Genomic DNA, 23,858 nt, shown 5'->3' with positions numbered 1-23,858 from the left:
TCTTTGTGTTCAGTAATCACTCCATAAAAAAACAACATTATGAAGAATGTCTCACGTTTACTGCCGCTATTGCCCGGTATGGCCTTGCTGACCGGATGCAATCAGAAAGTACAAAAAGACAATAGACAAAACTCCCCAAAGCCCAACATTATTTATATATTCGCGGACGACCTCGGCATAGGCGACCTTAGCTGCTACGGAGCAACAAAGGTCAGTACCCCGCATATCGACCGCCTTGCCGGACAGGGAGTACAATTCACCAACGCTTACGCAACCTCCGCCACCAGCACCCCGTCCCGCTTCGGGCTGCTCACCGGAATGTATCCGTGGCGACAAGAAAATACCGGTATCGCCCCCGGAAACTCGGAACTGATTATCGACACCGCCTGCGTCACAATGGCCGATATGCTGAAAGAAGCAGGCTACGCTACCGGAGTTGTCGGCAAATGGCATCTCGGACTCGGTCCGAAGGGAGGAACCGACTTCAACGGACGAATTACCCCCAACGCCCAGAGTATCGGCTTCGACTACGAGTTTGTGATTCCGGCAACCGTAGACCGTGTCCCCTGCGTATTCGTAGAGAACGGGCACGTGGCAGGGCTCGACCCGAACGACCCGATTACCGTGAACTATGACCACAAAGTAGGCAACTGGCCTACGGGAGAAGAAAATCCGGAACTCGTGAAATTAAAGCCCAGTCAGGGACATAACAACACGATTATCAACGGTATCCCCCGCATCGGCTGGATGACCGGAGGCAAGTCCGCCCTTTGGAAAGACGAGGACATCGCCGACATCATCACCGATAAAGCAAAGAACTTCATCGCTTCCCACAAAGAAGAACCTTTCTTCTTATATATGGGTACACAAGACGTACACGTACCGCGTGTACCACATCCCCGCTTTGCCGGAAAGAGCGGTCTGGGAACCCGTGGCGACGTGATCCTGCAACTCGACTGGACAATCGGAGAAATCATGAACACCCTCGACAGCCTCCAGCTGACGGACAATACCATCTTTATATTCACCAGCGACAACGGTCCCGTCATCGACGACGGTTATCAGGACCAAGCTTTCGAGCTGCTCAACGGACATACCCCAATGGGCATTTACAGAGGTGGAAAGTACAGCGCCTACGAAGCCGGAACCCGCATTCCGTTTATCCTCCGCTGGCCTGCCAAAGTGAAACCGAACAAGCAGCAGGCTCTCTTCTCACAGATAGACGTGTACGCATCGCTTGCCGCCCTACTGAAACAACCGCTGCCGAAAGGTGCGGCTCCTGACAGTCAGGAACATCTGAACACTCTTTTGGGAAAAGACGACGCCAACCGTGAATACATCGTACAGCAAAATCTCAATAATACGCTCGCCATCGTGAAAGGACAATGGAAGTACATCGAACCGAGTGACGCACCCGCCATCGAATACTGGACAAGAATGGAACTTGGCAACGACAGGCAACCCCAACTGTACGATTTATCCTCCGATCCATCGGAGAAAAACAATGTGGCGAAACTGCATCCGGAGGCCGTCAGAGAGCTGTCTGAGCTACTTAAATCGGTAAAAACAAGATAACTTATGAGAATAGCAGATTTGTATTATTTTGTATCAATCTTGAATAATTCTATCCATATGAGAACAATCAATGCGTATATCTTTGCCATCGTAAACTCAACAAAATCACTTAATTTTTAATATATGAAAAAACATCTATCCAACCAGACTAGAAAAAGGATGTTCTCTATGATAGGGATACTCCTGCTTTCTGTTCCATTTGTGCTTGCACAGGTACTTGTCAAAGGTACTGTGAAGGATAACTTAGGAGAAGGTGTTCCCGGAGCCAGTGTTCAGGTAAAAGGCACTTCGCAGGGAACGATCACCGACCTTGACGGTAAATTTTCGCTCAACATCCCCCAAAAGAATGCTACTCTGGTCATTTCCTTTATTGGCTATATGACTGTCGAAGTAAAAGCAGACTCGCAGAAGCCGATGGTAATCACCCTGAAAGAAGATACTAAAACATTGGACGAAGTCGTTGTTGTCGGTTATCAGGAAGTGCGTCGCCGCGACCTCACCGGTTCTGTAGCGAAAGCCAATATGACAGATGTGCTCACCGCTCCCGTCGCCTCATTCGACCAGGCCCTCGGAGGACGTATCGCCGGAGTAAACGTGACTTCGGGTGAAGGTATGCCGGGCGGCAACATGAGCATTGTGATTCGTGGTAACAACTCACTGACACAGGAGAACTCACCGCTGTTCGTTATCGACGGCTTCCCGATAGAAGACTCATCGGCGGCCAGCACACTGAATCCTTCCGATATCGAGTCACTCGATTTCCTGAAAGACGCGTCGGCTACAGCGATCTACGGTGCGCGCGGCGCCAACGGTGTTGTCATCATTACCACCAAGAAAGGTAAAGTAGGACGGGCACAGCTATCTTACGACGGCAGTTTCGGTGTGCAGCATGTCACCCGCACTATTCCGATGATGGATGCTTACGAGTTTGTCAAACTGCAGAATGAAATGTATCCCACCGTAGTGGCCGGTTCGTACCTGATGAACTATGAAGGCAAGCAATGGACACTTGACGACTATCGGAACATCGAACAATATAACTGGCAGGACGAGATATTCAAAACAGCCTGGCAGCAGAATCACACAATCAGACTTGCCGGAGGTACGGAAGGGGTACGTTACAACGCCTCCCTGTCCTACTTCGATCAGGACGGTACACTGATAGAGACCGGTTACAAGCGCATGCAGGGACGTATGAACACCGTAGTCCGCCGCGGCAAACTGAACATGAGCCTGACTACCAACTACTCACGTTCTATCCAGACAGGCAGTACTCCGTCTTCTACTTCCTACAGTGGTATGAACAACCTTTTCTATAGCGTATGGGGTTACCGTCCGGTGACTTCTCCCGACACTCCGCTCAGCTTCCTGATGGACAGCGCAACGGACAACGCCGTAGATTCAAGTAATGACTACCGTTTCAACCCGATCAAATCGCAGAAGAACGAATACCGGAAAAGCTATACCAACAATCTGCAGATGAACGGATTCGCAGAGTACGAAGTACTGAAAGGTCTGAAACTGAAAGTTTCCGCCGGATATACCTACGACTCACGTAAGCAGGATCAGTTCAACAACTCGAATACCCGCTACGGAGGACCGACTTCTACAGATAAGGTGAACGCTCAGGTGACCCGTCAGGAACGTCTGACATGGCTGAATGAAAACACGCTGACTTATCAGACCAACATCAAAAAGAAACACTTCCTCAACGTATTGGGAGGTATCACTTTCCAGAACTCGGACTACGAGATTTATTCATTCCGCACAACGCACATCCCCAACGAGTCACTCGGAATGGCGGGCATGAGCGAAGGACAGGCAGGTACTACCACTTCGGCAAAATCCTCATGGGCGATGTTGTCGTACCTCGGACGCGTGACTTACAACTATATGTCCAAGTATTACGCCACCGCTTCTTTCCGTGCCGACGGTTCTTCCAAGTTCAACAAGGCCAACCGTTACGGATACTTCCCTTCCGCATCACTGGCATGGAGCTTCACAGAAGAAGAGTTCATGAAACCATTGAAAAGCGTACTGTCCAGCGGCAAGATTCGTCTGAGCTGGGGACTCACGGGTAACAACCGTATCGGTGAGTACGATTATTATGCACTGCTGGCCGTATTGAAATCCAGAGTCGGCTCATATACATCGACAAACTCCCTTCCAAGCGGTGTTTATCCGTTCGACAATGATGCAACCAATGCAGGTGTCGTTCCTACTTCTTTGCCCAACAAAGACCTGAAATGGGAAACAACCGAACAATGGAATGCAGGTCTCGACCTCGGATTCTTCGACGAACGCATCGGAATAACGATGGATATCTACCGGAAGACTACCCGCGACCTGTTGCTGGATGCTTCTCTGCCCTACTCTTCGGGTTATTACAGCGCTACGAAGAACATCGGTAAAGTACGCAACGACGGTCTGGAACTCAGTCTGAACACAGTTAACTTCCAGACACGCGCCTTCAAGTGGACGACTAACTTCAACATTTCTTTCAATAAGAACGAAGTACTGGCCCTGTCGGAAAATCAGACAGCCTTGCTGACTGCCGCCCAGTTCGACCAGAACTACAACGGTCAATCCAGCTACATCGCCAAAATCGGTCTGCCGATGGGACTGATGTACGGCTACGTTTACGAAGGCACATACAAGTATGACGACTTCAACAAATCGGGTAATTCATACAGCCTGAAACCAGGAGTAGCCCACTACTCTACTGAGACCAACACTCAGCCGGGTATGCCCAAATACGCTGACCTTAACGGCGACGGAGTAGTTGACTCCAACGACCGTACGATTATCGGACGCGGACTTCCGATACATACCGGTGGTTTCACCAACAACTTTGAATACAAAGGTATCGATCTGAGCATTTTCTTCCAGTGGTCTTACGGCAACGATATCATGAATGCCAACCGTCTGTTCTTTGAAAGCTCTAACAACAGATCACGCGAATTGAACCAGTTCGCCAGCTATGCCAACCGTTGGACAGCCGACAACCCGACCAGTGATATTCCCGCGGCTACCAACTCCTCTTCCAACCGTGTCATTTCTTCACGCATCATCGAGGACGGTTCGTACCTCCGCCTGAAGAATGTGACCATAGGCTATACCTTCCCCTCCAAGCTGGTGAAGAAATGGAAAATAGACAAAGCGCGTGTCTATGTTGCCGCACAAAACCTGTGGACATGCACCGGCTATTCCGGTTATGACCCGGAAGTATCTGTACGCAACAGCGCACTGACTCCCGGCCTGGACTACTCTTCCTATCCGAGAGCATACTCTGTCAGCTTCGGTGTAAGTCTGGGATTCTAAATGGATAAGATAGTAACAGTTAGAAAAAAGAATTCGATTATGAAAGCATTAAAAATAACAATCATAGCTCTATTGGCAGGTTTCAGCATGGCATCCTGTGACTTTCTGGACAAAGAACCTACCAAACTGACGCCGGAGAACTACTTCAACACCCCCGCTGAAGCCAACTCATTCCTGACAGGCGTCTACGCCATACTGTCGCAACCCACTTTCTACGGCGGCGACTATATGTATCTCGTAGCCGGTGACGACTTATCGCACTACGGAGGCAGCGGACGCGGTCCTGCCTCTACCGGACTGATCTGTAACAATGCCACTACCAGTGACAATGCCGTGACTGCCTTCTGGTATGCCCTCTATTCAGGTATCAACCGTGCCAACATGTTCCTCGAAAACATCGATAAAGTAACCGGTTTCGACTCAGGCGTCAAAGAGCAATACATCGCCGAAGCCCGTTTCCTGCGTGCATTCTACTATTTCAACCTGGTGGAGTGCTGGGGAGATGTTCCTTTCAAAACGGTTTCTACGCAAAGCGTTACCAACCTGAACATCCCGCGTACGGACAAACAGGAAATCTACGACTTCATCGTCTCCGAAATGGCGGATGCGGCTGAGACCGGTCTGAAGTCAGCAGCCGACCTTGCTTATAAGCCGGGACGTATCTCCCAGTCTACCGCATGGGGCATACTGGCACGTGTCTATCTGTTCCGTGCAGGCGAGCACTACCGCGAAGACCGCAATGCCACACAGGCCGAGAAGAAGGACTATTTCGAAAGAGCCAGCTTCTACGCCCAGAAAGTAATGACTGCCGGACACAAACTGGCTGCCAACTACTGGGACCCTTTCATCGATATGTGTTCCGACAAGTATAATACCACTGCCAACGAAAGTATCTGGGAAGCCGAATTCGCAGGCAACAACACTTCGGATACACAGGCGGAAGGCCGTATCGGTAACATCATCGGACTTGCCGGCCCCGATATGTCTTCCAAAAGCGACGTGGTAGGATCAAAAGACCCCGGATATGCTTATGCCTTCATCTACAGCACTCCGAAACTGTACAACCTTTATGTGAACAACGGTGACACCAAGCGTTTCAACTGGAGCATCGCACCGTTTGAATACAAAGAAGCCGGAGGTAAGAATACAGGGGTAACCCATCGTGAATTTGAGCAGGGCAAACTTGCTGAAGTAATGTCTCAATACGGTCAGGAACGCGGAACTTACCAGTACGCAGGTGACACAGAAAAGACCACAGCCACCAAGAACTACAGCCGTATGTGCGGCAAGTACCGCCGTGAATACGAAGCGGACAAGAAAGACAAGAACTATACGGCTATCAACTTCCCCATCCTGCGCTATGCAGACGTACTGCTGATGATCGCAGAAGCGGAAAACGAAGCGAATGACGGTCCTACCGCGCTGGCTTACCAATGTCTGAAGGAAGTAAGAGACCGCGCCGGTCTGAGCGAGCTTTCCGACATGACGCAGGCAGAATTCCGCCAGACCGTAAAAGATGAACGTGCCATGGAACTTTGTTTCGAATACACCCGCCGTTTCGACCTGATCCGCTGGGGTGAGTATGTAAAGAACATGAGAGCGCTGGTGACCGAAGCACAATCCGGCAATAACTGGACGCAGGGACCGACCAACGTATATACATACTTCAACATCTCCAGCACATACAACTACTTCCCGATTCCGGATGCGGAAATGAGTGTGAACAAAGATATCACACAGAACAATCCGGGTTGGTAATCAAAGTATTCATCCATAAAAGCATCATAGATTATGAAAACATATAAACTCATAGCCATCTGTATAGCGAGCCTCTTCTTCGGGGCTTGCAGCGACGGGCTGGACGAAGCGGTAGGCTTGCACGTAAAAGTAGCAACCAACGAAAATGTAAGTTTCGACGGACAGATCATTACTGCCAAGAAGGGCACTCCGATAGAGTTCATCCTTTCGGGCGATCCGGATTTCCTGACCTTCTTCAGTGGAGAAGCAGGCAGCAAATACGAGTATCGCGAACGCGAAACGGTTGATCCTTCACAGATCAAGTCGTCCACACTGAACTTCTCTATCTGGTTCCAGTATGGAAACCCAAGCACGACATTAGAGAAACACGTGTATATATCCGACGAATTCACCGGATTATACAAGGATAATTTCGAAGCCGACTCTTTGCTTGTAGAGCAATTCGAGAAGGACGGTAAATGGAAAGAACTGGTTCCACAATCCTCCTTCCCCACAGCGGCGGTAGGTAATGCTGATCTTGCCACTCCATACAGTTTCGATATGAAAGAGTACATGGGCAAACGAATTGCCATCGCCATTTGCTACCGGGGTATTGACAATACCGTAGCACAGTCAAAGATGTACTTTGAGCAGATGCGCATCAACAATGTGATGACCAGCGGACAGGAAACTGAATATTCTGCCGGTTCTTTCGGTTTCACTCCGGTCAACATGAAGAACAAATGGAACCTGAAAGATCAGACAGGCATGACCAATGACCGTGAATACGGAACGGTTACAAACAACACATCCGGTATCTGGAACCTGACAGGTGTAGGCGGTGGCTCCTTCTTCATCCATAGTACCAATGCAAATGATCCGCTGAAATACAGCTGGCTGGTCTCTGACCTGATCACCGTCAACTCTTGCAGCCCCGATCAGGGAACAAAGGTGAAGGATATCACTCAGAGTCTGAGCTCCTATACATATACGTACAACGAGATTGGTATTTACAACGTAACGTTCCTCGCCAGAAATGCCAATATCGACCACTCATCTACTACTACCTACCACATGGTTGTGAACGTAGTAGAATAACAATCAACGAATAAAATAATAACTAATACATTATATCTATGAATTACTTTAAATCAATCATGTTAACCGCATTTGCGCTGTTTGCATTGGCAGCGTGCGATACAGACGACTTGAGAGACGATGTTGACAATCTGAAAGACCGTGTAGCGTCTCTGGAAGCACAAGTCAGTCTATTGAACGATAACATGACAGCTATCAAGCGATTGCTTGAAGGTGGTCAGACTATTACAGAAGTGACAAATACAGACGGTACATATAAACTGAAACTGAGCAACGGAGAAACCATCTCACTGACACAAGGCTCAAAGGGAGAAGTGGCTTATCCTGAAATTACCGTCAATGACGAAGGCCAATGGGTAGTGAACGGTGAAGTGCTGATGCAGAACGGTACACCTGTTCAGGCTGTAGGAACTCCCGGTAAAGACGGTATAGCTCCCAAGTTCCGGATTACGGACGAAGGAAGCTTCTGGCAGGTGAGCTATGATAACGGAGCGAACTGGGAAGATGTACTCGATACAGACGGACAAAAGGTATCCGCTGTCAGCGATGGTTCCGGAGGAAGCAGTGCAGACTCTTTCTTTGAGGAAGTATATGTAGACTCAACCGGAGAATTCTTCGTGATCAAACTGAAAGGACAGACGGAAGCCATCTCTATACCTATCGTGAAAGACCTGTTGTGCGAAATCACCGAACCGGAAACCGGAATGAAGAACGGATACTGGGAAATCGGCTATGGCAAGACTGCTACTACGACTGTGAAAGTGAAAGGTGAAAACGTCATCGTTACTGCTCCCGCCGGCTGGGTGGCTACCGTAAGCGAAGCGGATGAAAGCACTAATGTAGCTACATTGAGCATCACAGCTCCGGCAAGTGCCGTTGCCAATACACGTGCAACAGCGGACAATGGAGCGGACGTAACCGTGCAAGTGAATAAGGGTGCCAGCTGGGCAGTTGCCAAGATTCAGGTGAAGGCTGTAGAGGTGGTTGACAGCTACTATGCCGTATACAATGCAGGAGGAAATATTACGATCAATGGTATTGAAGTAAACCAAACTAAATTCCCGGATGCAACTTATATTGAATCCAATCAGGCAGTGACCAAAGAAGGAATTTACTTTATCAAGGAAGGAGTCACAATAAATTATACAGGTACAGGCAGTGTCCAAAACCTGATCTTCATTGGCGACAACTCACAGAAAAGCAGCACAGTCAATGTTGATGTTCAAATCAAACTGGTACAGACTTCAGGTGAAGGACATTTCTTATGCAAGAACATCGCATTAGTAGGAACCAGTACCTTGAACAATCAGATATTCACATATAATACAGATAATAATCCGTTTAAATATGTAGCTTTTGACCAATGTCAGATAACTCCTTCCGCAGGGAAACACATCCTATACTTGAGTTCCAACACCCGTAGCATAGAAAACTTCAGTATGGAAAATTCTACCTTCAAATCTGAATCAGCCAATCAGAAGTATATCATCAGCCTCGGAGCGAGCACTAGTCAGGACTACAAGAATATTGTATTCAAAAACAATGTATTCTATTGTCCTGAAGGAAAGGTCAATCAGTTTGGCCTATTTGTCGGAAGTAAAGCCGGTATAGCTAACTGTGTACTTGAAAACAACACATTTGTCAATTTGGAAACTGCAACAACGGGAATGGTATATGTAGATAAGCTGGCTGACATTTCTGTAAAGAACAATATCTTCTGGACAAATACAGCAGGAGCAAATGCCTGCATTATTTTCCGCCCTGTTACAACATCCCCTTCCGGAACGACTTGTGTAAACAACATTGTTTATAAGACAATGACATTCAACTGGCAGATGTTCTATGGAGGTAAAGCTCCATTTGAAAGCATGGAGCAACTTAATATACTAGAAGCCAATCCGTTCGACGGCGGCACCTTCGACCTCGCCAACGGTATTTTCGTTCCGAATGCAGAATATGCCGAATACGGTGCAACCAACTAATATTGACTAACGTATGAAAAAAGTAATATCAATCATATGTATCACCCTCCTCGTCGCACTTTACTCGTGCGACGAACGGGATGATCTACGCTCCGACATTGACGACCTGACAGAACGGGTGGCCAACCTGGAAGCGAGCATAGAACAGATGAACTCGGACATCAGCAACTATCAGCAGATGGTTGAAGGGAAAATTCTGGTGGTGGGGTACAGTAAAGATGAGCAGGACAACTATACCATCGAACTGAGCAACGGCGAAACCGTAACCATATACAGCGGCAAAGTAGACATGAACGACATGCCTTTGTTCAGCGTCAACGCATCAGGCCACTGGGCGTATACCATCAACGGCATGACCACCGAGCTGCTTGTAAACGACAAACCGGTAAGCGCCATCCCCGAAACAGGAACAGCAGGGGTAACTCCGAAGCTGAAAGTAGATGCAAACGGCTTCTGGCTGATTTCTGTCGATAACGGAAGCACCTGGAACAAACTGGGCAACAACCAGATCGCCGACGGAACGCAAGCCGTTGCCAACGCAAGCTCGCTGTTCAGCAATGTAACCATTGACGAAGCTACCGGACAGATCACCTTTACCATACGTGCCGACAACAGCCAGGTGAAGGTTCCTATCTACGGAAAAGACTTCTACCTGACCATCGAATACGAAGGTACAGCCACTTTCGGTCTGGGACAAAAGCAGGAATTCGTGGTAGAACAAGCCAACGTGGAAACAGCCACCATCGAAAACCAGACATGGGGCGTGAAACTGACAGAAAACAAACTGATTGTCACCGCACCTAAAACGAATGTACAAGGAAAAGTATACGAGGAACAGATTTACATCAAGATATTCTCGAAAGAAGGCTACTGCCGGGTAGTGAAGCTTCCGGTGAAACTGCTGACTACGGAAATAGATGCCAGCTCGGCTTTAGCCTGGCAACGCTTCAAACAGGGAGAAAACAATGTGCTGCTCGACTATTCGTATGCCGGATATAATCATGGAGAAAGTGCGCCGCAAGGCGCATTTTCTTTAGGATACCAAGTGATCAACGTAAAGGAACGCATGACTTCCAAAAACATGACTGCCCGCGAAGCGCTGATCAACATCCTGCAGGAGAATAACATGACGAAAGTGAACGGAACCAACAAGATGAATGCCAACGCGAAGATTGTGATCTACTTCCCCGCAGGAGACTACGTTCTTCACAACGACGACGACAATACGCGCGACGAAAGCAAGCAGAAAGATGCCGTAGACTCGAAAAACAACAATGTCAGCAACGGCATTGAAATCTATGGCGGTAACTTTGTAATCAAAGGTGACGGTCCCGACAAAACACGGCTGATTATGGAGACACCTCATCTGCCGACAAGCATCAGCAACCTCAGTTCATCGCCTGTTCTGCTGGCAATCAAGCACACGAACGGTCCGAACAACGCCGGCAACTCTCCCCAACTTGCTTCCGTCACCGAGAATGCACAACGCGGAGACTTCACCGTAAAAGTCAGCGGGACCACCGGGATTTCTTCCGGCCAGTGGGTGCAGTTACGTCTGCGCAGCGGAGACAGGGAGTTGGTGAAAAAAGAGATCGGCCCGATTGCCCTCAATGAGAACTGGGCGATAGCGAAAGCCCCTATCTCCATCAACCAGAACGCTGACGACCAGTACGGAGTCAAAATCACCGAGTTCCATCAAGTGAAATCCGCCGCAAACGGCAAGATCACTTTCTACGAACCGATCATGCACGATATCGACATCAAGTATAACGATACCGAAGGATGGGAAATCCGCACATACAAGTACCTGGAAAATGTCGGTGTAGAAGACCTCAGCTTTGTAGGAAATGCATTGGACGGCTACGCCCACCACGGAGAAGGCCATGCCGAACAAGCTAAGGTAGGCTGGCAATACGACGGAGCCTACAAACCGTTGCTCTTACAACGTGTAGTCAATTCATGGGTACGCAACGTCCACTTTGAGAGTGTCAGCGAAGCGCTTACGTTTGCCGAATCTGCCAACAGCTCGGCTTACAACATCCGCATCAGTGGAAAACGCGGACATTCAGCCGTACGCTCGCAAGGTTCCTCACGTGTCTTTATCGGTAAAGTCCGCGATGAAAGCGCAGGAAATGACGTATACGGCAAGAGTTGCCAAGGACAGTTCCACGGCTGCGGCGTATCGAAGCCAAGTGTAGGAACCGTATTATGGAACGTAACCTGGGGCAATGACGCCTGCTTCGAATCCCATGCCACACAGCCTCGTGCTACGCTGATAGACAACTGTCGGGGAGGCCTTGTGTACTACCGTGCGGGAGGTGATGAAAACGAAGCCCCCAATCATCTGAGCGACCTCACCCTGTGGAACCTGAACGTGACCGGAACGGACTCTCATGCCTCCAACTTCGAATGGTGGAGCGACAGCGACAAATGGTGGAAGATTTTCCCGCCTATCGTAGTCGGTGTACACGGTACGAAGGTACAATTCGCAGGTACGGACCGGCAACAGGTCACCTATGAAGAGAGTACCGGTGCAAAGGTATCCCCCGAATCTTTGTACGAGGCACAATTGCGTGAACGTCTGGGCTACGTGCCCGGATGGCTGAATGCACTTAAATAAAAAGCATCCCCACACACACGATTTTTCTAACCTTTCGTTAAAAACGTATATGAAAATCAGACTTTAATCAATTTAACACCCAAAAGAGAGGGGCCGTGAGGTTCCTCTCTTTTACTTTTCTGTATCTTTGCAGCAAAATAAAAGATATGCAAGATACATTACCTATTCATTTTGCTCCGCTGCAAGGTTACACCGAAGCATTTTACCGCAACGCACACGCTAAGTATTTCGGCGGCGTAGACACTTATTATACTCCGTTCGTACGACTGGAAAGAGGAGATCCCCGTCGCAGAGATGTCCGGGGAATCGAACCTGAGGAGAATAAGGTCCCCCACCTGATACCTCAGCTGATAGCCTCATCGGCAGAGAAAGCAGAAGTGATTTTATCCCTTTTCATCGAGAAAGGATACCGGGAAGCAGACATAAACTTAGGCTGTCCGTTCCCTCTTCTGGCGAGACGCCACAATGGCTCCGGCATCCTTCCTTATCCCGAAGAGGTGAAAGCATTGCTCAGCATTGTCACCCGATATCCGCAAATCAGCTTCTCCGTCAAAATGAGACTGGGATGGGAACAGCCGGACGAATGCCTGGCTCTGGCTCCTATATTGAACGACCTGCCTTTGCGCCAAATCACCATGCATCCCCGTCTGGGCAAACAAGGATACAAAGGAGAAGTAGACTTGGAAGGCTTCTCAGCTTTCCGGGAGGTCTGCCGGCTTCCGCTTGTCTACAATGGTGATATTCATCTTGTGAAAGACATCCAACGCATCAGCAAGCAATTCCCTTCACTGGCGGGAATCATGATAGGACGGGGACTGCTGGCAAATCCGGCCTTAGCTTTGGAATACAAAGAAAACCGTACGCTCGCGCCCGATGAAATAAGGAAAAGACTGAAATCCATGCACAGAGACGTGTTCGACGATTACGACATACTATTGACAGGAGGAAACGGACAGTTGCTGAACAAAATGAAAGCCTTTTGGGAATATATGGAACCCCTAGTCGACAGGAAGATATTAAAAGCAATCCACAAAAGCACAGGCATCAGCAAATATTATCAGGCTACCGAAGCCTTTTTTAATCAACGATAGGCTGACCGATTTTGAGTTAATGATTTGCTAACCGTTCTCATTAATGGAAAGTATTCTGAATAAAGCATCTATTCTTCAATATTTCACTGTACCTTTGAAAACTTGAAACCAAATGATACAAATATGGCGAAGATTAAAGTGCAGAATACGGAGATTACGGTCGTTGCATATAACGACAACGATTATATTTCACTAACTGATATGGCTCGCAGTCAGATGCAAGAGCATATCATTTTTCGATGGCTTAGTTTGAAAAGTACCCTTGAGTATATCGGGGAATGGGAAATGTTGTACAATCCAAGTTTTAATTGTACCGAATTCGGTACAATTAAAAATATGGCATGAACAGAACCCCGAACTGAAAGGCAACATTCGTGACTATGCCTCTATCAATGAACTGATTTGTCTTTCTAACATGGAGAACTTAAATGCCGTGTTTATTGACCAAGGTATTCCACAAGGTGAGCGACTCATAAAGTTAAACCAAATAGCTATTCAGCAAATGCGTATATTGGAGGATGATGGGAAGAGAAAATTGTTAAAGTAGAATTGACTTTCAGTCCAAATCATTTAGTGCCATTCCTCTCTTTTTTATTCGTTTATTCCATCGTTTTTATATAATTTTGCGCCCGTTTATTAACAAGCACATTATGAAAAAATACATTCTATTATCTCTCAGCTTGATTACACTATCAAGCAGTTTCGCACAATTGAAGGATTTTAAATTCAAATTCTACGGACAGATTCGTACGGACTTCTACTATAACAGCCGTGCCAACGAGGAAACGGTAGACGGGTTGTTCTACATGTACCCCAAAGATGAAATGCTCGACGGCAATGGCGAAGACCTGAACGCTACATCGAACAGCAACTTCTATACATTATACTCCCGTCTGGGGCTGGACGTGGCAGGACCGAAGCTGGGAACAGCCAAGACTTCCGCCAAAGTGGAAGTGGATTTCCGTGGTTCGGGAACCTCCTATTCTACCATACGCCTCCGTCATGCTTACTTTAATCTGGACTGGGGAAAGTCGGCTGTACTGGTAGGTCAGACGTGGCATCCGTTGTTCGGCGATGTTTCTCCTCAGATACTTAATCTTTCCGTAGGAGCACCGTTCCAGCCATTCAGCCGTGCACCGCAGATTCGTTATCGCTTCACAGATAAGAAGTTCCAGTTAACCGGAGCATTGGTATGGCAGTCTCAATATCTGTCGCAGGGACCTGCCGGAAAAAGTCAGGAATATATAAAGAAGAGCAATATTCCAGAGATTTATATCGGAGCTGATTATAAAAATGGAGGCTTACTGGCTGGTGTCGGCATTGAAATGATTTCATTGAAGCCACGTACACAATCCTCGTGGGAAGATCCTACGTATGATCCGGGCACCAATAGTACCATACTTACCACACGTATCTGCAAAGTAGACGAACGTATCACCACCTTGTCTTATGAGGCTCATGTAAAATACACGAATAAGAATTGGTTTATCGGAGCCAAAAGCGTACTAGGTTCCAACCTGACGCAAGCATCCGGCTTGGGAGGATTCGGAATCAAGCACATAGACAACAAGACAAAAGAGCAGGAATACACTCCGATACGCTTCTCCAGCTCCTGGCTGAATGTAGTTTACGGACAGAAATGGAAACCGGGAATCTTTGTAGGATACGCCAAAAACTTAGGTACAAGCGACGAATTAGTCTCCGACCAACTCTATGGAACAGGAACCAACCTTGACAAACTGATCACTGCCGGAGCTGAACTGACCTACAATGTTCCTCACTGGAAGTTCGGAGTTGAATATACATTAAGTTCGGCATGGTACGGAAAGCTGGACAAATCGGAGGGCAAGATCATAGATACTCATTCTGTTAGCAATAACCGTATCGTAGCAGTCGCTATGTTCATGTTCTAAGTTACAGTAAATCATTCAACTGAAACTATATATTCAATTCCCATATTGTCGAGGGTGTGTCAGAGTCCAGTTAGTATTGACACACCTTCTTTATAATTGTAATATACCCCTTTCTTTGAATCAATCCGAAAACCCAGTTATCAGTTTGTTTCTTTCTGTACGGAAATGAACTAAATTATAAATTGAGGATTAGGCACGGATTACACGGATTAACACGGTTGTTTTACGTAATCATAGCACTAAAACCGTGTTAATCCGTGTAATCCGTGCCTAAATATATTCTTTTCCGTACAGTATGGGGTTCAAACCAGGTTTTCGGACTACCCTCAGACGTTTAAAACTTTTAGTTTCATTGCTTGAAACTAAAGGTTTCAAGGCATGAAACTAAAAGTTTCGTCCCATGAAACCAATCGGAGAAGTACTCGATTAGGCTGACTTGACCACCCGATTGGATTGACTTGACCACATCAATTGTTGCAATTGACCTGTTCGTTCGAAAAGCATTACCTCATTTATCAGTCAATAATGGATGACCTCTCAGCTATTAACACCTGATTTCTCAATTATTAATAACTGACGTGTCAACTGTTAACAGCTGACACATCAGACATTAACATCCTATAAATCAATTAATAACATTAGAAAAACAATATATAATACGATATAGCGGAGTGAGAGCAACCACTTGCCCTCATACTTGCCACCACACTTGCTACCATATCTGTAACCACGATGGATAAAGCGATACAGGGAGAAAATGAGAGCATGGGAGCAAAACTCATGTTTAATTCACAGGAGGCTGAGTCCTAGCTAAGCCTAACCTGAGTTTCCTTTTCAACCACCGGAGAGATCTTACAAAGAAAGATACCCGATCTGTAGACTTCATTGTTGTTATTGCCTTGGATTCCTCCATCAGTCTTTTCAGCTCCATCCACATTTTCTCCTGTAGTTCTTTCTTTATTTCCTCTCTTATAGCCCATTCCTTCTCGAGCGTCATTACCGCCTCGCTTTCTGCTCTCACTTCATTTTGAAGCGTATCGAGCTGCTCACGCAATTCCTTGTTTTCCTGCTGCAACTGTTGCAACAATAGGTCATAGCTTCGCAACCTCTCTTTTAGCGAATTACGTTCCAGCATCAACTGAAGATTGACGGATTCTTTGGCAGTGAATGCCCCGTGTTTTATCCGACTATTCAGATCACATACCACAGAACGGAACTCACGCACAGCTTCTTCCGGTGTCATATTATGGGCGGCAGCCAGTTTTTCCAGCCGGTGCCCTTTTACGATGGAGCAGAAGATGGCACGCCTTCTATCATCAGCAATCAACAATGCCATCGCCTTTATCACTACCGGATACAGGTTGAAACATTCGCTCTGCAAACGAATGTAAAGTTCCGCTTCCTCGTATTGGAGCATCTCTTTCCGGATAGCTTCATCCTTGTTTCGGATAAGCATTTCAAGATTCTTTTTCTTTTGTGCCATCACCTCTTCTAAGTCCATATCGCTTTCGTTGTTTTGGTTGTCTTTCAGAAAAACAACTAGGCGTCCATGCACTCTCCCTAAAAAAAGATGTGGGGTTTGGGGTAAAAAAGAGAAAGGCATGGACGCTGTTGTCATCTCACTATCTGAGTAGAGGCGTTGGCTAACCCTTCAAGACTAGTGATAAACAACAGACATCCATGCCAATCCTATATATAGGAATGCTATATAACAATCGGCATGGAATATCTGTTGCATCACTTCCTCTTGAATTTAAGTAGCCAACTTTTCTACTCAGGGAAGTAATACGTATATTCCTATAAGTATTAAAACACCTTTCCCCTACATTCACGTCACGCTGACGGAGGAGAAAGGTGTATGCAAAGATATGTATTAATTCCGAAATCTCAACGAGAAGGCAGAAGTTCTTTTACCGGAAAGGAAGAAATTATTTCTCCAGTTCTACCTCATAGCTGGCTCCATCCTTACAGAGAAAGCGGAGCACCGTTTGTTTCTTATCCTTTGACAGCACTTTACAGAAAGGAGTTTCCACTACATTCCACATGCCTTTCAAAGTTACCGTCACAGGAATCTCACCGCTTTCATTACCAATCCACGGACGGGAATAGATACTGCGTTCGATACGTTTTCCGTCTTTATCGAAAGCCTCATCACTCGGCCCCCGATACAAAGCCAAATCCGGTTGAGCTATAGTCAATAAAACTTTATCAGCAGATTCCTTGCGAACCATTGCCAGACAGGAAGTATCCGTACGCTGCAACAATCCACCGGGAAGCACTGACCGGGGAGTTTCGAAAAGCACATAGGAAGTTATTCCGTCAGAGGGCGATTCTATGATATGCGCATTACGGTCTCGCTGCAATACACTGTAAGCGGGCTTCTTTGCAAAGGCAGTCATCGTCTTCCGGTCGGTTCCCGGCAGAATCGCATATTCGTAACTTCCCGCTTTCGGGGCTTTCCCATGATCGATAATCAATGATACCCAGTCTCCTTTCGTTTCTTTGCCCGTATCTTGCATCCGGGAATATTGAGGAAAGTTCTTCTCGAATCTTGCAGCAACCGGCACATAATACCCGGTACCCAGATGATCCATCCAGACTTTTCCTCCACCCGCTTCCTTCTTCCAATAGTCATGCGCCGCTTGATCTGTCACCGCCAGTTGGAAAATGGTGGTTTCCGTAGGATACTCCGTATGGGAGTTCTCGATATCCGATCCCAGACAAACAATCATTCCACCGATGAAATGGAAGGATTTTCGCGCACGATGCGTTCCGTTATACTTATCATGCTCGTGCAGTTTCATTCCGAAGTTGCCGTTCATCTTCTGTTGTGACAAACCGCCGGCAAATGCTTCATCCGAATAAAGCATCTCTTCCATTCCGGAGAAAGTGTCTACATTCAGAACGTTGGCCTTGAGCAGATCCAGCGGCAGATGGATGGAAGTCACTCCCGGAATACGGTTCCAGTCGAAACCTTCCTGCTGCCATCCGCTGGTGGCGGGAGTCACTGTTTGTCCCGGAGGAGCTGTCAGAATCTGGAGGCTTCCGTGTGCCAGATAGCGTCCATAGAGATTATGTCCCAGATAATGTTCGGCTGCCCAAAGATACCGCGAATGTCCGCGTGCCACAGCCGACCAGTTTCCGCGCCGTTGTACGGACACACAGCCATAGCCCAGCGACAGGTTCCCTTGCGGGTCGGGTTCTGCACGAAAGCCATTTCTGACCAATCGTTCGGCAATCCTGCGTTCCTGTGCGTTCGATACTTTCGGCATATACTCCGGTTCCTGCTCCGCAACCGAAGAATCGGAAGACACGAGGCGCAGGTAGGCAGATGCCATCTCTTTATCAAAATCGTCCTTTCCATCGGGAGTTCCGGCTACTGCCATCAAGGCATAGTGCATAGGAACCAGCTTTCCCTTCCCGTCGGGATGACGGCCTGACATGGATAAGGGGAAATTCAGTTTATTACAATAGAAACGCATGGCAAGCAGGACGTTCTTTACCGTCCGGTGTGCCAATTCGGAGACAGCAAGGCTTGTCCGGCTGAAAAGATAAATCATATTGGTCGCCCCGTCCAGTCCGCCAACAGCATAAGCGGGATAGTTATTGCGGTGATGAAAAGCTCCTCCGTCTGCTTTGAAGGAACCGGAAAGCCCCGGTGCGGGACGACAGCCGTAGTCAATCCATCGGGAGAAGGATTTCAGATATTGCAGTTTCTCGGGGGTGTCTTCCATCATCAGAATGCTCGCAATGCGACCGGTCGTTTGTGTATTGAAGGAGTCCATGTCGATGCCGTTACCTTCCGGCTTGGGATATACCTCATTGGTGATAGCATACCAGCGCAACGTCCGTTCCGCTTCAAGCAGCTTTCCTTCGTCACGCAGTACATCTTTCATCAGGAAGTAAGCCGGATAAAGTCCGCGCACGCTATATCCATAATGGTGGATATTGCCCCAGCAACTGCCGTAAGCCACTCCCTGATCGGTGATATGGTCATACATCGCCATAAATTTCCGCTTCATTTCCTCACGGGTCGGAGAATCCGCCTCACTGTTATGGTAAGCTACCGCAATCCGTTTCATCAAATCAAAATAAGCACGCATCTCGATTCCCATCTTGGTAAGCATATCTTTGTCCCAGTCCGGAATCATCCGCTCGTAGGCTTCGGACGCACGCACCATGAAAACGGGCATTCCGGTAACTTGCCCGTCCTTATAGGTAATCCGGTAGAGATCATATTTCTTGCGGATGGCTTCCACTTCCTTCTCCGTAATCTTCCCTTTGGTATAGATCATATCACGGAAACGCCGTTCCAGCAGACGCATTTCCTGCCATTGGCTGTCGCTTACGGGCGTCAGTTCGATGTCCGGTTTCAGCAGGGAGTGTTTGTAAAGCACCAGCCAGTGATTGGTGGTGCCGGCATTGACAAACGGCACTTGCAGGTCCGCCGTCTGCTGGCGGGCATCTACCTTTGTCGCAGTGATCAGATGATCGATGAAAAGGCGCCCTTTTGCATTGGGAGCCACGATACGGAGCCCGTTCATTCCCTCTTCCGGCGTCCCTTGCATATCGCGTTCATAGCAGACCCATGCCGCACGCCATCCTTTGAAATTGATGCCGAAAGGAAAAGAGGTACACTTTCTGCCGTCTTTCAGAAACTCAAACTCGATGGTAGCATCCTGAGGCTGTTCATTGTATATCCATACGATGAAAGCGGAAAGATACAGGTCCTTCCCTGTCGGGTCTTTCTTTTCGAACTTCAGGTCTTTCCTGAGTTCCAATACGCCGTTCGGTTCAAAGGTCCATTCCAGCGAATATTTTCCGTCTTTATAATGTGCACCGGATCTGTTCAACTGCGACCGCACACCTGTCACACAGGCAGGCAGCTGCGGCTCTTCAAAAGAGAACATCCGCTCGTCCGTAACTATCTGCGCATGGAGGAATGCCGGACTGAGAAAAGACAATATCAACAAAGTCACTGACTGGGTAAGGAATTGCTTCATCATTCAGGGTATTAGTTTAAAGATCGTTTATTTCCGGGTACAAAGAAACCCCTCTTTCCGGAAAAAGAGGGGTTCAAATCGTACAAAATACCTCAAATTATGTATTCAGGGAAAAGATACCCTGTCTTCTCCTAAGGATGCAACTCTTTAAAGGCAGCATTTTCTTCCTGCACATGCTGAATCGTTTGTTTCAGTTCTGCAATCGGCAGGTCGTATCCGTACCAGCCCGTATAGCAGTCCACCACATACCACTTTCCATCCGGCAGCAACTCGAACTCAACACGCAAATCAACCTCCGATTCCTCGTATCCTGCCTCAAACACTTTATGTGCCGGCTCGTTCAATGTAAACTTGGATACATAAACACCGCCCTCTTCTTGTGTGATACGTTCTTCCCTCAAGGTCTCACTATCCAGCAGCGGCCACTTCTCCTTAGTAAAAGGGAATGTCTTCTCCGTCTCCCCGTCATCCGCCAGCAAAGTGACCGGAGTCTTCAACGGAAACTTGACACGAGTGTACTGGAACGCTGCACTGGAAGTAAACTTTTCCAGAAACGACTTGAAATCCTCTCCTGCCTGTGCCGCTTCTCTTTCCGCTTTCGCCCTGGAGCTATTGCCACAGGAAATAAATGAAATACCTGCCAGCAACGACATGACCAACAAACAGCATGCAAACTTTTTAGCTCTCATAACACGATATAAATTAAGAGTTTAAAATGACGCTGCAAAGATAATGACAAGTTCAATATCTTGATGCGAAACAGAAAGAAAAAAGCGGCTGATGAAACCGACGGTGGTTTCTTCACAGTTAAACATCTATAAATAATAGATGTACCACATATAACGGCCTCAATATTACGATACCTTTACAACCATATTAACTTTAAATAAAAACACACCTATGAAACACCCCCACAGCTTTCTTATGGTAAGCTTATTGCTGTTGTGCTGCACACAGACAATCACCTTCGCCCAATCCACCGCGTCACTAACAATCCCCGAATCACTGAGAGGTTACTGGCAATTTAAAACAGACAATGTATCCGACTGGAATGGTCCGCTTATCGGAGAGAACTTCGTAGAAAATTTCTACACCGTTTTTTATGTCGAACAAATGGAGCAGGAAGCCGACGGAAGTTACTTCTTCCATTTACGCAATCAAAAGGGAGACACGACGGAGTTCCGGATCACTCCCGTATTCAATGACACCGCCATCCTCTGGTACAAAGGCTGGAAAGAACCGAGGAACTGCATCCGCAAGCAAGTCCCCGACCATACGGAACTGCTTACTCCGACCACATTGCCCGACATCCTTTATCGGAAATGGGTGAAAGGACTCACCGGAAAAGTAATCTACGAATTCACCCGGGACGGCAAAATGCTCTATGACGGGAAAACATGGAATATCCTATCCGCCGGATATTTCCTCAATAAAGAATATCGCCTGCTCGCCAAAAGCGGAGAACTCTACAAGCTGGTTTATCTCAGTTTCCCCCTTACAGGTACACTGAAAGTAGCATCCGAGCTACAAAACGAAACAGTAACCCCTATGGCTTCCCACCCCGAAGTATACCCCATCACGGGATGTTGGATCAATAAAGCGACCGGCGACTGGACCATTGGCTTCTTCGAACACTTCGCTGTCTACCAATGTCAATTCTGGGATTACGAGTCGATACGTACTCAAAAAAACAAGACTACCGTCTCCCTGAAAAACGGTACAGAACGATTGACTGTAAAACTGGAACGGGAAGAAGGCAAAGATTCCTGCTCTCTGGCTATCGGAAAAGGAAAATCACAACCTTATTTTCTCTGCAACCATTATTGCATACCCGATTATCCATCGCCCGATCATACACCCTACATCGACAACGGATATCACACGGATAGTGTAACCCTCGTCGGATATCTGCGTAACCTGCCTTCCGACAGACCTTTCGAAGTGACGGTGCCCGATATGGTCACTCAAAACGAAGAGAAATATTACACTGATATCGATTCTCTGGGACGATTCATCATCCGCTTTCCCGTATTGAACACCCACAATGTATTTATCGACTGGGGACGTACTACTATCTGTTCGACAGTAGAACCGGGCGAAACTTATTTCCTGTATGTAGACTATAACGAAAGAAAAAGATTCTTTATGGGCGACAAGGCGCGCGCGCTCAACGAGCTGGTGAGTTATGAAGAACTCAGAGAATATATCGATTACGACGAAGGAAAGGAAATGAGCAATTTAGATTATTTGCACAAAACACAGGAAATTACCCGACACAAATCGGAATACCGGGAAAAGATACTTCGGGAACATCCGTTACTCTCCAACAAATACCGTTACTACACAGAGAATCAAATCCGCTATGGCGCAGCATACGGTTTGATGCAACGCCGTTTCTCAGTCGATCGTAATAAACAAGAGCAACTGGAAAAAGGATTTATGGCTTACGTAGACTCCGCCTTTTATCCAAATCCCGTACAGCCGTATACGCTTCTCAGAGACTATTCTTCTTTTATGAGAGACTATACCGGATATATCGACGATATCCTGCCGCCATCCAATCCGAACGTAAATCTGACACCACAGGAATTGGAAAGAATTTATTCTGAATTTAATGCCAAAGGAAAGATTAAATTAACTCAGGAAGAGAAAAATGCACTACGCAATTTCTGTGTATATCAGGATAAGGTTAATGAACTGCAAGCATCCAAGGCAGACTCGCTGGAAGTAATAGCTTACACTGAAAAACTAAAACCAATCATAGAAACAGTGCAGCAACTGGTAAACAAAGATAACCTGCTCACCAATTATGTACAAGAGCAGCTGGCTAAAAATTCCGCCAATCGTAAATTGTCAATCATCGACTCCCTGCAAATGGATACAAACTTAAGAGAGATACTCAAGACCCAATACTATTATGAAATGTTGCAAAACAGGCACAATGAGTTGCCACATACACTTATCGAGCAATATAAGAAGGAAGTTTCCAATCCTTCCCTGCAAGTCTACATACTATCTCAGCAACAGAAATATGAGAAATTATCGAATAAGACGATTGAACATCCTGAAAGCCTGATGCCCAACGAACCTCTGGCGGAAATCACCGATGGAGAACAACTGTTCCGTAAAATCATCGAACCTTATAAGGGGAAAGTGATTTATCTCGACGTATGGGGCACTTGGTGCGGTCCCTGCAAAAACATGATGCAATATGCAAAAGCGAGTAAAAAACTATTTGCCGGAAAAGACGTCATATTCTTGTATCTATGCAATCATTCTTCGGATAAATCATGGAAAAACATCATCAAAGAATATGGTCTGGCAAGCAAAAGTGCGGTCCACTACAATTTGCCCGACCAACAACAAGATGCCATTGAAAAATATCTTGGCGTCCACTCTTTCCCCACCTATATGCTGATAGACAAGGAAGGAAACATTGTGAACCGGGAAGCTCCCAGACCTTATATGTCCGATGATCTTCTAAATGCAGTCTATAAGTTATTAGAGAAATAAGCTAT

General features: G+C 47.0%; 12 protein-coding genes and 1 pseudogene. 10 read left to right on the top strand and 3 right to left on the bottom strand.

Annotated elements, in window-relative coordinates; genetic code table 11:
* Window positions 1-39 precede the first annotated feature (39 nt).
* The 9 genes and pseudogenes from K6V30_RS05270 (at window position 40) to K6V30_RS05230 (ending at window position 15,337) form a co-directional block, all read left to right on the top strand.
* Window positions 40-1,575 carry a sulfatase family protein gene (locus K6V30_RS05270; RefSeq protein WP_022301628.1) on the top strand — a complete coding sequence of 512 codons (1,536 nt, stop codon included), beginning with the start codon at window positions 40-42 and terminating at the stop codon, window positions 1,573-1,575.
* 159 nt (window positions 1,576-1,734) lie between these two features.
* Window positions 1,735-4,896 (top strand): SusC/RagA family TonB-linked outer membrane protein, encoded by a 3,162-nt coding sequence (locus K6V30_RS05265; protein ID WP_010536065.1) that lies wholly within the window; start codon window positions 1,735-1,737, stop codon window positions 4,894-4,896.
* A gap of 39 nt (window positions 4,897-4,935) precedes the next feature.
* Window positions 4,936-6,654 (top strand): RagB/SusD family nutrient uptake outer membrane protein, encoded by a 1,719-nt coding sequence (locus tag K6V30_RS05260; RefSeq protein WP_022301625.1) that lies wholly within the window; start codon window positions 4,936-4,938, stop codon window positions 6,652-6,654.
* Window positions 6,655-6,687: 33 nt separating this feature from the next.
* Entirely contained in the window at window positions 6,688-7,731 is a 1,044-nt protein-coding gene (locus tag K6V30_RS05255; protein ID WP_010536063.1) for a DUF5017 domain-containing protein, read from the top strand.
* Window positions 7,732-7,769: 38 nt separating this feature from the next.
* Complete coding sequence (locus K6V30_RS05250) at window positions 7,770-9,713, top strand: PL29 family lyase N-terminal domain-containing protein (RefSeq protein ID WP_022301623.1); 1,944 nt, start codon at window positions 7,770-7,772, stop codon at window positions 9,711-9,713.
* A 13-nt stretch (window positions 9,714-9,726) separates the two neighbouring features.
* Window positions 9,727-12,333 carry a DUF4955 domain-containing protein gene (locus K6V30_RS05245; RefSeq protein ID WP_010536061.1) on the top strand — a complete coding sequence of 869 codons (2,607 nt, stop codon included), beginning with the start codon at window positions 9,727-9,729 and terminating at the stop codon, window positions 12,331-12,333.
* 146 nt (window positions 12,334-12,479) lie between these two features.
* Window positions 12,480-13,424, top strand: a complete 945-nt coding sequence (locus tag K6V30_RS05240) for a tRNA-dihydrouridine synthase family protein (RefSeq protein ID WP_010536060.1) — start codon at window positions 12,480-12,482, stop codon at window positions 13,422-13,424.
* Window positions 13,425-13,547: 123 nt separating this feature from the next.
* A pseudogene (locus K6V30_RS05235) lies at window positions 13,548-13,971 on the top strand (KilA-N domain-containing protein).
* 103 nt (window positions 13,972-14,074) lie between these two features.
* Window positions 14,075-15,337, top strand: a complete 1,263-nt coding sequence (locus tag K6V30_RS05230; RefSeq protein ID WP_029425187.1) for a DcaP family trimeric outer membrane transporter — start codon at window positions 14,075-14,077, stop codon at window positions 15,335-15,337.
* A gap of 784 nt (window positions 15,338-16,121) precedes the next feature.
* Here the strand turns inward: K6V30_RS05230 and K6V30_RS05225 are convergent.
* The 3 genes from K6V30_RS05225 to K6V30_RS05215 all read right to left on the bottom strand — a co-directional run bounded on the left by K6V30_RS05225 (window position 16,122) and on the right by K6V30_RS05215 (window position 21,029).
* A complete protein-coding gene (locus K6V30_RS05225; RefSeq protein WP_010536058.1) occupies window positions 16,122-16,838 on the bottom strand; it encodes a hypothetical protein in 717 nt (238 codons plus the stop codon).
* A 427-nt stretch (window positions 16,839-17,265) separates the two neighbouring features.
* Window positions 17,266-20,343 (bottom strand): chondroitinase family polysaccharide lyase, encoded by a 3,078-nt coding sequence (locus tag K6V30_RS05220; RefSeq protein WP_055269518.1) that lies wholly within the window; start codon window positions 20,341-20,343, stop codon window positions 17,266-17,268.
* A 128-nt stretch (window positions 20,344-20,471) separates the two neighbouring features.
* Window positions 20,472-21,029 (bottom strand): hypothetical protein, encoded by a 558-nt coding sequence (locus tag K6V30_RS05215; protein ID WP_029425185.1) that lies wholly within the window; start codon window positions 21,027-21,029, stop codon window positions 20,472-20,474.
* 211 nt (window positions 21,030-21,240) lie between these two features.
* Between K6V30_RS05215 and K6V30_RS05210 the strand changes: the two genes are divergently transcribed.
* On the top strand, window positions 21,241-23,853 hold the full coding sequence (locus K6V30_RS05210; RefSeq protein WP_055269517.1) for a TlpA family protein disulfide reductase: 2,613 nt from the start codon (window positions 21,241-21,243) through the stop codon (window positions 23,851-23,853).
* Window positions 23,854-23,858: the final 5 nt, after the last annotated feature.

It is taken from the genome of Bacteroides faecis (assembly GCF_020091505.1).
GTDB classification, from domain to species: Bacteria; Bacteroidota; Bacteroidia; order Bacteroidales; family Bacteroidaceae; genus Bacteroides; species Bacteroides faecis.
Note: the sequence above shows the minus strand (reverse complement) of the source record. Positions and strands in the feature narration are given on the sequence as shown.

What these genes read in the sequence shown, in the direction of transcription:
- K6V30_RS05270 (WP_022301628.1), top strand. Translation starts at nt 40, where the DNA reads ATGAAGAATGTCTCACGTTTACTGCCGCTATTGCCCGGTATGGCCTTG.
- K6V30_RS05265 (WP_010536065.1), top strand. Translation starts at nt 1,735, where the DNA reads ATGTTCTCTATGATAGGGATACTCCTGCTTTCTGTTCCATTTGTGCTT.
- K6V30_RS05260 (WP_022301625.1), top strand. Translation starts at nt 4,936, where the DNA reads ATGAAAGCATTAAAAATAACAATCATAGCTCTATTGGCAGGTTTCAGC.
- K6V30_RS05255 (WP_010536063.1), top strand. Translation starts at nt 6,688, where the DNA reads ATGAAAACATATAAACTCATAGCCATCTGTATAGCGAGCCTCTTCTTC.
- K6V30_RS05250 (WP_022301623.1), top strand. Translation starts at nt 7,770, where the DNA reads ATGAATTACTTTAAATCAATCATGTTAACCGCATTTGCGCTGTTTGCA.
- K6V30_RS05245 (WP_010536061.1), top strand. Translation starts at nt 9,727, where the DNA reads ATGAAAAAAGTAATATCAATCATATGTATCACCCTCCTCGTCGCACTT.
- K6V30_RS05240 (WP_010536060.1), top strand. Translation starts at nt 12,480, where the DNA reads ATGCAAGATACATTACCTATTCATTTTGCTCCGCTGCAAGGTTACACC.
- K6V30_RS05230 (WP_029425187.1), top strand. Translation starts at nt 14,075, where the DNA reads ATGAAAAAATACATTCTATTATCTCTCAGCTTGATTACACTATCAAGC.
- K6V30_RS05225 (WP_010536058.1), bottom strand. Translation starts at nt 16,838, where the DNA reads ATGGACTTAGAAGAGGTGATGGCACAAAAGAAAAAGAATCTTGAAATG.
- K6V30_RS05220 (WP_055269518.1), bottom strand. Translation starts at nt 20,343, where the DNA reads ATGATGAAGCAATTCCTTACCCAGTCAGTGACTTTGTTGATATTGTCT.
- K6V30_RS05215 (WP_029425185.1), bottom strand. Translation starts at nt 21,029, where the DNA reads ATGAGAGCTAAAAAGTTTGCATGCTGTTTGTTGGTCATGTCGTTGCTG.
- K6V30_RS05210 (WP_055269517.1), top strand. Translation starts at nt 21,241, where the DNA reads ATGAAACACCCCCACAGCTTTCTTATGGTAAGCTTATTGCTGTTGTGC.